This is a genomic window from Gordonia sp. (in: high G+C Gram-positive bacteria), from assembly GCF_020438995.1.
Lineage (GTDB): Bacteria > Actinomycetota > Actinomycetes > Mycobacteriales > Mycobacteriaceae > Gordonia.
The window spans coordinates 1-12,037 of record NZ_JAGQTN010000194.1 but is presented as its reverse complement, the minus strand read 5'-3'; the positions used below and the strand labels follow the sequence as shown (position 1 = coordinate 12,037).

Here is a 12,037-nt window from a genome sequence, read left to right as displayed (position 1 = left end):
GCGGTGCGTCCGGTGCCGCTGGAGTTCACCTATGCGGTGACTCCTGTCCACGAGACTATCGAAGATCTCATTTCCCGGGGCCGGGCGCCGGTGTACGTCGTCCATTTCACCCAGGCGCAGGCAGTGGAGCGGGCGCAGGCACTGCTGTCGGCCAAGATCTGCGACAAGGCCGAGAAGGCGGCGATCGCCGAGGCCATCGGTGATTTCCGGTTCCATACGGGTTTCGGCGCCACCCTGTCGAAGCTGCTGCGGGCCGGTATCGGCGTGCACCATGCGGGCATGCTGCCGCGCTATCGCCGGCTGGTGGAACGGCTGGCCCAGCAGGGCCTGCTGAAGGTGGTCGCCGGCACCGACACGCTCGGCGTCGGAATCAACGTCCCCATCCGGACCGTGCTGCTGGCCGCGCTCAGCAAGTACGACGGCACGCGGGTGCGGCGGCTGCGGGCCCGCGAGTTCCATCAGATCGCCGGCCGCGCCGGGCGCGCTGGTTTCGACACGGTCGGCTATGTGGTGGCCCAGGCCCCCGACCACGACATCGAAAACATCCGAGCGGTTGCCAAGGCCGGCGACGATCCCAAGAAGCTGCGCAAGGTGGTGCGCAAGAAGCCGCCGGAGGGTTTCGTCTCCTGGGGTGAGAAGACATTCCTCACGCTGGTCGATGCCCCGGACGAGCCGCTGCGCTCACACTTCCGGATGACGACGGCGATGCTGATGGAGGTGCTGAGCCGTCCCGGTGACTGCTTCGCCGCGCTCCGGCATCTGCTGGAGGAGAACCACGAGCCGCGGCCCCGCCAGCGCAAGCTCATCCTGCACACCATCGCCCTGTATCGCGGTCTACGCGACGCCGGGATCGTGGTTCAGCTCGACGAACCCGATGCCGACGGCAAGAACGTCGCCCTCAGCGTCGACGTGCCCGAGAACTTCGCCCTCACCAATCCGCTGTCGGCGTTCGCGCTGGCCGCGTTCGAGCTTCTCGATCCCGATTCGTCGACCTACACCCTGGATGTGGTGTCGATCCTGGAATCCACCCTCGACGATCCGCGTCCGTTACTGCTCGCCCAACGCAAGGCGGCTCGCGATGTGGCGATCGCCGGGATGAAGGCTGACGGCGTCGAGTACGAGGAGCGGATGGCGCGGCTGGAGGAGATCTCGTGGCCGACGCCGCTGGCCGAGGAGATCGCATTCGCCTACGGCGTGTACCGGCAGGGGCACCCGTGGATCGCGTCCTATCAGCCCTCCCCCAAGTCCGTGCTACGGGAAATGCGTGAGCGGGCAATGACTTTCACCGAACTCATCTCCGCGTACGGGTTGGCGCGCAGCGAGGGCGTGGTACTGCGATACCTGTCGGACTGCTACCGGGTGCTGCGTACGGGGCTGCCCAACTCGGTGATGACCGACGAGATCGTCGCGCTCACCGAGGAGGTCGGCGCCATGGTGCGCGACGTCGACTCCAGCTTGGTCGACGAGTGGGAAGCGCTCACATCCCACTCGGGTGAGTGACCCTGCGGATGGTTGATCAACTTGTTGCAGAAGATGATTCGCCGTCTCGACGGGCTGCCCCGCCAGCAATCACCAGATCGGCGATGATCCCGGCGAGCCTGCGGTAGGCGACATCACGGCCGGCCGATGAGCGGCAGACGAGTCCGATCCGCCTTCCCGGACGCGGCCTGGTGAACTCAACGGTGGCCAGCCGTCCCGATGCGGTCTCCGAGGCGACGGACGTGCGAGGGATGAGCGTCACGCCCAGTCCACCCGCGACACAGTGCACCGCGGTGGCCAGCGAAGCCGCGCGGGTGCGGCTTTCCTCGGCGTCGACGCCGGCCAGACGACACACCTCCAGCGCCTGATCGCGCAGGCAGTGCCCCTCGTCGAGAAGCAGTAGCGGCAGGTCTGCGAGAATCCGCGGGCTGACGCGGCTGCGCCCACTCATCGGGTGATCCGCAGGCAGGGCGAGAACGAAATCCTCTGCATACATGGGGATCTCGGTCAGCCCCGGCTGATCCTCGGGCAACGCCAGCACTGCGACGTCGAGCGTTCCGTCACGCAACGCGGCCACCAACCGTGCGGTCTGGTCCTCGACGAGCTGCGGCCGTAGCTCGGGGAGTTCGGTCGCCAGGCCGGTCAGGACCGTCGGCAGGATGTAGGGCGCAACCGTGGGAATGACCCCCAGACGGACGACGCCGGTCAGCGGGTCGTGGTTACGGTCGGCCGCGGCCACGAACTCGTCGACGGCGTCCAGTGCCGCGATCGCCTTGGGCAGCAGCGCCTCCCCTTCCGGCGTGACCAGCACTCGGCGAGTGGTTCGTTCGATAAGACGGCATCCCAGGCCCGATTCCAGCACCGACAGGGACTGCGACAACGTGGGTTGTGTCACACCCAACTCGGTTGCGGCGGCACCGAAATGGCGATGTCGGGCCAGCGCCACGAACGTACGCAGGCCATTGACGGAAGGCTGATAAGTCCTATCGGTCATACCTATCAATCTAAGCTAACTCATCAACTTTCACTTTCACCAGGACTGCGGCAGAATATATTTCGTACTTGTGAAATAACAAATCGGCCCCGGATACCGCAACGGCCGTACCAATCCGAGTAGGAGTGAATGACAATGGCTCTGCTGACCATCGGCGATCAGTTCCCCGCGTACAACCTCACCGCAGTGATCGGTGGTGACCTGAGCAAGGTGGACGCACAGCAGCCCGACGACTACTTCACCCAGATCACCTCGGACGACTTCGACGGCAAGTGGCGGATCATCTTCTTCTGGCCCAAGGACTTCACCTTCGTGTGCCCCACCGAGATCGCCGCATTCGGCAAGCTCAACGACGAGTTCGAAGACCGCGACGCCCAGGTGCTCGGCGCCTCCGTCGACAACGAGTTCGTCCACTTCCAGTGGCGCGCCCAGCACGAGGACCTCAAGACCCTCCCCTTCCCGATGCTCAGCGACCTCAAGCGCGAACTCGCCGAGGCCACCGGTGTCCTCAATGCCGACGGTGTGGCCGACCGCGCCACCTTCATCGTCGACCCCAACAACGAGATCCAGTTCGTCTCGGTCACCGCCGGTTCGGTGGGCCGCAACGTCGACGAGGTGCTGCGTGTGCTCGACGCCCTGCAGTCCGACGAACTGTGCGCCTGCAACTGGAAGAAGGGCGATCCCACCATCAACGCCGGCGAACTCCTCACCGCCGGCGTCTGATCCACCGATCTCCCCACTCTCCCAGAGCGACCGAAAGGCAAGGGCGCCCAACATGAGCATCGACAATCTGAAGGCAGCACTCCCCGAGTACGCCAAGGACCTCAAGCTGAACCTCGGGTCCCTGGCCCGGTCGACCGAACTCAACGAACAGCAGCTGTGGGGCACCTTCCTCGCCGCCGCGGCCGCCACCAAATCGGCCACCGTTCTGCGTGAGATCTCCGAAGAAGCCGGCGACACCCTGTCGGCTGAGGCGTTCAACGCCGCACTCGGCGCCGCCTCGATCATGGGCATGAACAACGTCGCCTACCGGGCCAAAAGCTTCCTCGGCGACGACTACGCCCAGGTCCGGATGGGTCTGCGGATGAACATCATCGGCAACCCGGGCGTCGACAAGGTCGACTTCGAGCTGTGGAGCCTGGCCGTGTCCACCATCAACGGCTGCCACGACTGCACCGCCGCCCACGCCGACGTCGTCCGCAAGGCCGGCCTCACCAAAGAGCAGGTATGGGAGGCCGTCAAGGTCGCCTCGACCGTCGCGGGCGTCGCCCAGGCCATCACGGCGAGCGAAGTCCTCGCCTGAGACAGTTCCCAGCACAGACCGGGTACCGCACACGCGGTGCCCGGTCTGTCGCATTTCCCGGACAGAACCGCACAGCGCGAATAGCTGTGCAGCGCAACGTCAACGCGCGTAAGTTCACCACGGAAACCCACTCGAACCAGCACTGAGGACGACTATGCTGGTCAGCACGATGCCGCCGAAGCGCACTTCGCCGCCCTATGCGAGCATTTCCGTTCCCACCTCGGCTGACTACCGCTAGGTCTTGTCGCGGGCGACGGTGAAACCATCGATCAACTGATCCAGAACGCGCGTCACCTCGGCGGTCGCCTTCTCCCGGTCGTCGGCGGCTGCGACATAGAGGGCGGCCTCGTCGAGGGCGCCGATCGCGACGTGCGCCATCGGCCGAGTGGGTTGGTCGGCGATCTGGCCGACGGATATCGCCGCCTGTAGCAGTCCCTCCACCAGGGCGAATCCGAACTCTTCGCCCCGGGCACGCCATTGCGCCCATCCAAGGACCGCCGGCGCGTCGACCAAGGTGATCCGGTGGATCTCGGGTGCGGTGATCAACTGGAGGAATCGCTGCGCGCCGGAGCGCAGCGCGGCAACCGGGTCCCGCATCGCGAGTTCACCGACCGCGGATGCGATGTCCGCGGTGACATCTCGTTCGACGTCGTCGTAGACCGCGGCGAACAACCCGCGCTTGCCGTCGAACTGGTGATAGAGAGCACCGCGGGTCACACCCGCACGTTCGACGATGGCCTGCGTTCCCACCGCTGCGAAACCGAGTTCACCGAAGAGTTCCCTGCCCGCGGCGACGAGGGCGGCACGGGTCGCGGCCGTCCGTTCCGCCTGAGTTCGACGATTGACATTCATACAGCCTGTACGTAACTTTCATACCAAGTGTTTGTAAGTAACGCCGATCAGCGTAACCGGAGGACAGTCATGCCGACACTCGCACTCCCATCCGCAACCATCGACTACCACGTCGTGGGGCCCACGAACTCCGCACATCCACCAATCGTCTTCGTCCACGGCGTTCTCGTGGACCACCGACTCTGGGCCGCGGTCGCCGACCGGCTGGCCGGCAATGGTTACCGCTGCTACCTGCCCACTCTGCCGCTGGGGTCGCACCGCATCGCGTGGACACGTCCGGACGGTGGCGACGCCGACCGCAGTCCCCGGGGCGCGGCCACCCTGCTCCGCGAGTTCGTCGCCACGCTCGGCCTCGCAGACGCGACACTGGTGTGTAACGACACCGGCGGCGCGATCACCCAGTACGCACTCGACGCCGATCCCGAGTTCGTCGCGCGCATCGTCTTCACCAACTGCGACGCCTTCGACCTGTTTCCGCCGCAACCGTTCAAGCTGCTGTTCACTCTCCTGCAGCGTAAGCCGGTACTGCGCGCCGCCGGCCAACTGATGCGAGTGAAGCCGATTCGGCATTCCCCGCTCGGTGTGGGTCTGCTCGCCAACGACATCGACGCCGATTTCTCCGATTCGGTCTTCGATCCGATCCGCGAGAGCGCACGCATCCGCGACGATCTGACCACGTTCTTGCGCCACATCGATCCCGCGGACCTGGCCACCGTCACGCCACGAATGCACCGGGTGACCAGGCCGGTCACGATGGTGTGGGGTGCCGACGACCGCTGCTTCACCCCGTCTCATGGCCGCACATTCGCCGAGGTATTCCCCGACGCCCATTTCATAGAAGTCCCCCGCGCACGCACGTTCGTCGCTCTCGACCAGCCCGGCCAAGTAGCCGATGAGGTCGTGGCCATCAGCCATCGATCGGATCCTGCTGACACCACCCCCAAGTCGCTCCTTCGGTCGCAGCTCTCGGGTGAGAGCCTGGTTGAACAACTCATGACCGAACGCCGCGAGGCGGCGGCCACGGACGACACGCCGTGATCGTTCTCGACGCGTCGGCCGTCAGTCGTCACCTGACGGGCCGATCAGTGCCAGCACGGCAGTTCCATCAGGCCGGTCGTTGACAGTGGTTTGAGTCCGTCATCGAGTTTGCGGAGTCGCCCGTACAACTCCCGCATCGATTGCCTGTCGGGAAGATACTGGCGACCCGCGGCCTTCTCCAAGACGGTGAGCGTGCTGATCAGATCTATGCGCCCCCGCTCAGCAGCAGCAAAGCGCTCATCCTTGTCCGCCTTGCGGAGGATCTCGGTCTCAACGTACTCCGGCACACACAGCTGTCCGAGTGTGCCGAACAGCAGCCACTCCTTGTTGACGGAGAAGAAGTTGAGTCCTGGTCCTGCATCCATGATGGGCCGGTGGCTCACGGCAACGAGTCACCATCCTCCAAGTCACTGAGATCGATCTCAACGTCCGGTAGGTCGTCTGCGCTCATATCAACCGGTTGACGTATGGCAGGCACGATTCCAGCCTCCCGGAGTTCGTTGAGAACCACGTCCACATCAACCTCACGCAAAGTCGCGATCACCTGCGCCGACACCACCCCTGCCGCGTAGCCATTGACGGCACGTGCGACGAGCGACTGAGGTGAGCGGAGTCGGTTGGAGTTGTCGCACAGTGATTCGTAGTAGTCGCTCCAGCCGTACAGAGTCGCGAGGTGGCCCGTAGTGATCGGCTTCCACTCCTTCACGGTCGAACCACTGACGTAACCGGCGTCGCGCATCGCGATGGCCGCGATCGCCGGAGACACCAAGAACCGTTGCACCACCGCCGCCAGATCCGTCATGCCGGCGCCATCGCGCTGCCCGAGGAACTCGGTCACGCCCTCAACGGGGACCAGCAGGTGACGGGCAAAAGCATCGGCCCTGATCTCCTCCGGCGAGCGCTTGGCGAACTCGACCCCATGATCACAGTCGCCGAATACCAAGTGGCCCAACTCGTGCGCGAGAGTACTACGTTGCCGCATCGGGGTCCGACTCCGTGCGACCCCGATGAACGTCGCGTCGCGCACTGGATCACGCATCGTCAGCCCATGCTCGCCGTAATCCGCATCAAGAACAGCAACCTCGTACCCGGTGGTCTGCTCGATCAACGCAACAAGGTCACCCAGCGGTTGCAGACCCAATCGATGCATGCGTCGGAACTCACCGGCCGCAACCCTCGCCTGCTGCTCAGAACCCGTCATCGCACCGCGGGGATACCTTGATCATCGAGATACGCGTCGAGCTCCAGGAAGTGAAGCAGACGCTGACGCATCGTTGCCATGCTCGCTCCGTCCGAGGCCCGTGCCGCGCACAGCACACGATCGGCTACTGTATTGCCCGTGAGCTGAGGGACGGTGCAGCCGACGGCATCGGCGATCTCGATGATCTCGGTCATCTTCGCCGGACGGTCACCGCTCAGGATCCGATTCAGCGTCGACTGCGAGATCCCGGTGCGGTCAGCCAATGCACGCTGGGAGAGTCCCGCAGCAGTCCGTGCACTCTCGATCGCCGCACTGACCTCAATCGCCATCACAAATCACCTCCTGAATCAGTTTCTCTAACCTGATTCAGGGTAGCGCCGGACTACGACACGAGGCAATCCCTCAGAACGTGAGAGCCGCTTCGAGGCGGTCGGCGAGTTCGGTGACCTCGGCGGTGGTCATGACGAATGACGGCGAGATCTGCAAGGCGCCCTGGCCGGCGACGCGGCCGCTGACCCCCTGGGCGCGCATCCGGCCGAGCATCGCCGGCCCCTCGGCGGGGTCGGCGAGCTGGATCGCGGTGACCGCACCCAGGCCGGTGCGCACCTCGGAGACGGTGTCGAGGTCGGCCAGTGGTGACAGTGCGGTGGCCAGGTCGCCTTCCAGGCGCAGCGCCTCGTCGAGCAGGTTCTCGCGTTCGGTGATGTCCAGGACCGCCATCGATGCCGCCGCGGCACCGGCGTGACCGCCGTAGGTGTAGCCGTGGCGCCACCACACGCCGCCGGAGAAGAACGGTTCGGCGACCTTCGGTGCGATGAACACCGCACCCATCGGCACATATCCGGAGGTCAAGCCCTTGGCAGTGGTCATCATGTCCGGTTCGAGGTTCAGTCGCGACGAGGCGAACCAGGATCCGCCGATGCGGCCGAATCCGGTGACCACTTCGTCGGCGACGAACAGGACGTCGTTGTCGCGGCAGATCTGGCGCACCTCGTCGAGGTAGCCGTCCGGCGGCAGGTAGATGCCGCCGGCCCCGATGATCGGTTCGCAGAAGAACGCGGCGATCCGGTCGGCGCCGAGTCGTTCGATAAGGCCGAGCAGGCTTTTCGCGTTGTCCCAGTCGACGGTTTCAGCGTCGGGCATGAGTTCGCCGTAGCCCTCGCGGTTGAGCGGGATGCCTGCCAATGCGGTGCCCGCCACGTGCATGCCGTGGTAGGCCTTGGTGCGTCCGACGATGATGTTCTTCTCGGGTTTGCCCATCTCGTGCCAATAGCGGCGGGCCAGTTTGGCGGCCGAGTCGACCGAGTCGCTGCCGCCGGAGGTGAAGAACACCTTGCTGCCGGGCACCGGCGCGATATCGCCGAGCCGGTCGGCGAGTTCGACGGTGATGTCGGCGGTCGTGTCGCCGAAACCCGAGTAGTGCGCCACCTTGGTCAGCTGGTCGGCGACGGCCTGTGCCACCTCGGTGCGGCCGTGCCCGACGTTGGTGAACCACAGACCCGCCGTCGCATCGAGGTACTCGTTGCCGTTGGTATCCCAGATCCGGGTGCCCTCACCCCGGGCAACCACGAACCGTCCGTTCGCGACGACGGAACCCATGTCGGCAAAGCCATGCCACAGCGAATCAACCATGGCAGACATCATGCCCGGTGCGTGATCGCGCTGCGATCTGGGTCCCCCCACTATCCTGAACACATCATGTCGGCACCCTCGAATCCCTCATCCGGTCCCGCACCGTCGATCTCACCCGCAGATGCACCGGACGCCACCCTCACCGTCACCGCGCTCCGGCAGCAGTTGCCGGAGCTGACGATCGCCGATGAGTTCCGGTTCCGCCGACGGCTCGACAAGCTCGGACGCGCCCCGAAAACCCAAGCGCTCGAATCGATCGCGGCAGACATCACCGGTGCCAAGGGCCGCGTCGAGACCCGCCGCGCACGCATGCCACGACTCGACTATCCGGCGGAGCTACCTGTCAGCGCGGCACGTGAGGAGATCGCCGCCGCCCTCCAAGCACACCAGGTGATTGTGGTGGCAGGCGAAACAGGTTCGGGCAAGACCACACAGTTGCCCAAGATCTGTCTGGAGGCCGGCCGCGGGATTCGCGGCACCATCGGGCACACCCAGCCCCGGCGCATCGCCGCCAGTTCCGTGGCCAAACGTATCGCCGACGAGACCGGTACCCAGATCGGCGACGCCGTCGGCTATTCGGTGCGCTTCACCGACCGTTCGGGCGCAAACACCCTGGTCAAGGTGATGACCGACGGCATCCTGCTGCGCGAGATCTCCACCGACCCGATGCTGCGTGCCTACGACACCCTCATCATCGACGAGGCGCACGAGCGCAGCCTCAATATCGACTTCATCCTCGGCTATCTCAAGCAATTGCTGCCGCGCCGCCGGGATCTGAAGGTGATCATCACCTCGGCGACCATCGAACCCGGCCGGTTCGCACAGCATTTCGCGGTTCCCGGCAATCCCGACGTACCCATCATCGAAGTATCCGGACGCACGTACCCGGTCGAGGTCTGGTATCGGCCACTCACTTCGCGTGATGCACCCGACTCCGAACACGATCACGCCGACCTCGACCAGATCCAGGGCATCGACGCCGCGATCACCGAACTGTGGGCCCACGAGCGCGGCGACATCCTCGTTTTCCTGCCCACCGAACGCGACATCCGCGACACCGCAGAGGCACTCAAACGGCGGGCTGCCGGCGGGGCCGAGATCGTGCCGCTGTTCGCGCGCCTGTCGATAGCCGACCAGCAGAAGGTGTTCTCCCCCTCCGACGGCCGGCGGATCGTGCTGGCCACCAACGTCGCCGAAACCTCGCTGACCGTGCCCGGCATCAGGTACGTCATCGACGTCGGTACCGCCCGCATCTCGCGCTATTCGACCCGCACCAAGGTGAATCGTCTTCCCGTCGAACCGGTTTCGCAGGCCAGTGCGCGACAACGCGCCGGCCGGTGTGGCCGTGTGGCGCCCGGTGTCTGCATTCGTCTCTACAGCGAGGAGGATTTCGATTCCCGCGACGGGTTCACCGACCCGGAGATCCTGCGCACCAACCTTGCCGCGGTGATCTTGCAGATGGCCTCGCTACGTCTCGGCGACGTCGCCGAGTTCCCCTTCGTGCAGGCCCCCGATCCGCGGGCGATCCGTGATGGCCTGGGCACGTTGCTCGAGTTGGGGGCGATCAGCGAAACGTCCATCGAGACAGCGAAGGACTCCGACGATCGGCGGCCGCGATCGCGTGGACCGCAACTCACCGACGTGGGCCGCACGATGGCGCGACTGCCCGTCGACCCCCGCCTGGCCCGGATGCTGGTGGAGGCCCGCACCCTCGGCTGCCTCGACCATGTTCTTGTGATCGCCGCGGCGCTGTCGGTTCCCGATGTACGTGAGCGTCCCGTCGACGCGCGCGAGGCCGCAGACACCGCGCACCGGCGGTTCGTCGCCGACAAGTCGGAGTTCCTCGGCCATCTCATGCTCTGGAAGTACCTCAACGAGCAACGAAAGGAACTGTCGGGCAACCAGTTCCGCCGCATGTGCGAACGCGAGTTCCTGCACTTCCTGCGTATCCGCGAATGGCGTGACCTCCATGCCCAACTCACCCGCATCGTGCGCGACCTGGACTGGCAGATACCCGAGGTCGAGGTCGATCCCGACGCCGTGCACCGGTCGGTACTGTCGGGTCTGCTCGGCAACATCGCCGCCCGCAACGGCGACACCCGCGAGTATTCGGGCGCCCGCGGCACGACGCTGGCGATCTTTCCCGGGTCGGCACTGGCCAAGAAGCCGCCGGCGTTCCTCATGGCGGCCGAAATCCTGGAAACCTCAAGACTTTTCGCGCATACAGTCGCGGCGGTCGATCCACTGTGGGCCGAGCGCCTGGCCGGGGATCTGGTCAAACGCACCTATAGCGAGCCCCACTGGTCGCAGCGCCGGGGTGCGGCGATGGCCTACGAGAAGGTGACGCTGTATGGAGTGACGCTGGTGGCCCGCCGCCGCGTCGACTACGGCACCATCGACCCGGTCGTCTCGCGGGAACTGTTCATCCGCCACGCACTCGTCGACGGCGAATGGACCAACACGCACGAGTTCTTCCAGAAGAACCGCGACCTGCTCGACGCCGTCGATGACATCGAGCAACGCATTCGGCGCCGCGACATCTCGATCACCGAGGATCAGCTGTTCGACTTCTACGACACCAGGGTCGGCGCCGACTGTGTATCCACCCGGCATTTCGACACCTGGTGGAAGAAGACCCGCCGCACCGAACCTGCACTGCTCGACCTTGACCCGACCCAGTTCGCCACCACAGTTCCCAACGCCGACAAGGATTTTCCACCAGCATGGCGGCAGGGTGAGGCGACGCTGGAACTGCGGTACCGGTTCGACCCGACGGCCGACGACGACGGTGTGACCGTGGTGATCCCCGAACCGCTCCTGGCCCACGTGCGACCCGCCGGCTTCGACTGGCTCGTGCCTGGCCTGCGCAGCGATGTGGCCACCGAGCTGATCAAGACCCTTCCCAAGCAGGTACGCAAGACCATGGCACCGGCGAGCAGGTTCGCTGACCTCGCCCTCTCACGCCTGAAGCCACGTTCGGAACCGCTCGTAGCAGGTTTGGCGCGGGAACTGTCGGTGATCACCGGATCGTCGATCGCCGCCTCCGACTTCACACCGGCTGCACTGCCCAAACACCTGGTCATGAACTTCAGCGTGGTCGACGGATCCGGGCAAGAAGTGGCCTCCGGGCGATCACTGCCGGAACTCCGCAAGAAGGTAACGCCGGGCTCCGGCTCCCGCACGGAGAAGGCACCCACCTTCACCGACTGGACAGCCGACGGAATCGGCACGCTGTCCGACTCGATCACCACGACCATCGCCGGCCAGAGAGTCACCCGCTACCCTGCCCTACTCACCGTCCCGGCGGGTTCTCGCTTCGCCGTTCAGGTCACCGCCGCCACCTCTGCCGCCGAACGTGACCGACACCTGCCGGTGGCGGTGGCGGCGATGCTCGACCACAGGATTCCGGCACTCACACCGAAGATCACAGCGGGCCTCGATCCGCTGGGCAAGTTGAGTCTGAGCCAGAGCCCCTACCGCGATCGCGACCGGATGGTCGCCGACTGCACCTTCCGCGCGATCCGTGACGCCGTTGCCG

The 12,037-nt window shown here is 65.4% G+C and carries 11 protein-coding genes; 5 read left to right on the top strand and 6 right to left on the bottom strand.

Annotated elements, in window-relative coordinates; translation table 11 throughout:
* Window positions 1–1,500: DUF3516 domain-containing protein (locus KDB67_RS14325; RefSeq protein ID WP_291016840.1), on the top strand; the 1,500-nt coding region annotated here is incomplete at its 5' end.
* 16 nt (window positions 1,501–1,516) lie between these two features.
* Here the strand turns inward: KDB67_RS14325 and KDB67_RS14320 are convergent.
* A complete protein-coding gene (locus KDB67_RS14320; RefSeq protein ID WP_291016837.1) occupies window positions 1,517–2,473 on the bottom strand; it encodes a hydrogen peroxide-inducible genes activator in 957 nt (318 codons plus the stop codon).
* Window positions 2,474–2,608: 135 nt separating this feature from the next.
* Between KDB67_RS14320 and KDB67_RS14315 the strand changes: the two genes are divergently transcribed.
* Window positions 2,609–3,196 carry a peroxiredoxin gene (locus KDB67_RS14315; protein ID WP_291016834.1) on the top strand — a complete coding sequence of 196 codons (588 nt, stop codon included), beginning with the start codon at window positions 2,609–2,611 and terminating at the stop codon, window positions 3,194–3,196.
* 52 nt (window positions 3,197–3,248) lie between these two features.
* Window positions 3,249–3,776: a carboxymuconolactone decarboxylase family protein gene (locus KDB67_RS14310; RefSeq protein ID WP_291016831.1), complete on the top strand. Its 528-nt coding sequence runs from the start codon at window positions 3,249–3,251 to the stop codon at window positions 3,774–3,776.
* Between the two features lie 234 nt (window positions 3,777–4,010).
* Here KDB67_RS14310 and KDB67_RS14305 read toward each other — a convergent pair whose 3' ends face one another.
* Window positions 4,011–4,628 carry a helix-turn-helix domain-containing protein gene (locus tag KDB67_RS14305; RefSeq protein ID WP_291016829.1) on the bottom strand — a complete coding sequence of 206 codons (618 nt, stop codon included), beginning with the start codon at window positions 4,626–4,628 and terminating at the stop codon, window positions 4,011–4,013.
* Window positions 4,629–4,697: 69 nt separating this feature from the next.
* Between KDB67_RS14305 and KDB67_RS14300 the strand changes: the two genes are divergently transcribed.
* The gene (locus KDB67_RS14300; RefSeq protein WP_291016827.1) at window positions 4,698–5,666 is read left to right on the top strand and encodes an alpha/beta hydrolase; all 969 of its coding nucleotides are present in this window, start codon (window positions 4,698–4,700) and stop codon (window positions 5,664–5,666) included.
* A gap of 44 nt (window positions 5,667–5,710) precedes the next feature.
* Here KDB67_RS14300 and KDB67_RS14295 read toward each other — a convergent pair whose 3' ends face one another.
* The 4 genes from KDB67_RS14295 to KDB67_RS14280 form a co-directional block, all read right to left on the bottom strand.
* Window positions 5,711–6,031 carry a hypothetical protein gene (locus KDB67_RS14295; RefSeq protein WP_291016825.1) on the bottom strand — a complete coding sequence of 107 codons (321 nt, stop codon included), beginning with the start codon at window positions 6,029–6,031 and terminating at the stop codon, window positions 5,711–5,713.
* Between the two features lie 14 nt (window positions 6,032–6,045).
* A complete protein-coding gene (locus KDB67_RS14290; protein ID WP_291016823.1) occupies window positions 6,046–6,867 on the bottom strand; it encodes an ImmA/IrrE family metallo-endopeptidase in 822 nt (273 codons plus the stop codon).
* Entirely contained in the window at window positions 6,864–7,196 is a 333-nt protein-coding gene (locus tag KDB67_RS14285; protein ID WP_291016820.1) for a helix-turn-helix transcriptional regulator, read from the bottom strand. Before KDB67_RS14285 ends, KDB67_RS14290 begins: the two co-directional genes overlap by 4 nt.
* 73 nt (window positions 7,197–7,269) lie before the next feature.
* Window positions 7,270–8,499 (bottom strand): aminotransferase class III-fold pyridoxal phosphate-dependent enzyme, encoded by a 1,230-nt coding sequence (locus KDB67_RS14280; protein ID WP_291016817.1) that lies wholly within the window; start codon window positions 8,497–8,499, stop codon window positions 7,270–7,272.
* A gap of 66 nt (window positions 8,500–8,565) precedes the next feature.
* Here KDB67_RS14280 and hrpA point away from each other — a divergent pair.
* On the top strand, window positions 8,566–12,037 hold a 3,472-nt coding region (hrpA, locus tag KDB67_RS14275; RefSeq protein WP_291016814.1), incomplete at its 3' end, for an ATP-dependent RNA helicase HrpA.

Bases quoted from the DNA above. Each gene is read 5' to 3' on its own strand.
- KDB67_RS14320 (WP_291016837.1), bottom strand. From the start codon at position 2,473: ATGACCGATAGGACTTATCAGCCTTCCGTCAATGGCCTGCGTACGTTC.
- KDB67_RS14315 (WP_291016834.1), top strand. From the start codon at position 2,609: ATGGCTCTGCTGACCATCGGCGATCAGTTCCCCGCGTACAACCTCACC.
- KDB67_RS14310 (WP_291016831.1), top strand. From the start codon at position 3,249: ATGAGCATCGACAATCTGAAGGCAGCACTCCCCGAGTACGCCAAGGAC.
- KDB67_RS14305 (WP_291016829.1), bottom strand. From the start codon at position 4,628: ATGAATGTCAATCGTCGAACTCAGGCGGAACGGACGGCCGCGACCCGT.
- KDB67_RS14300 (WP_291016827.1), top strand. From the start codon at position 4,698: ATGCCGACACTCGCACTCCCATCCGCAACCATCGACTACCACGTCGTG.
- KDB67_RS14295 (WP_291016825.1), bottom strand. From the start codon at position 6,031: ATGGATGCAGGACCAGGACTCAACTTCTTCTCCGTCAACAAGGAGTGG.
- KDB67_RS14290 (WP_291016823.1), bottom strand. From the start codon at position 6,867: ATGACGGGTTCTGAGCAGCAGGCGAGGGTTGCGGCCGGTGAGTTCCGA.
- KDB67_RS14285 (WP_291016820.1), bottom strand. From the start codon at position 7,196: ATGGCGATTGAGGTCAGTGCGGCGATCGAGAGTGCACGGACTGCTGCG.
- KDB67_RS14280 (WP_291016817.1), bottom strand. From the start codon at position 8,499: ATGGTTGATTCGCTGTGGCATGGCTTTGCCGACATGGGTTCCGTCGTC.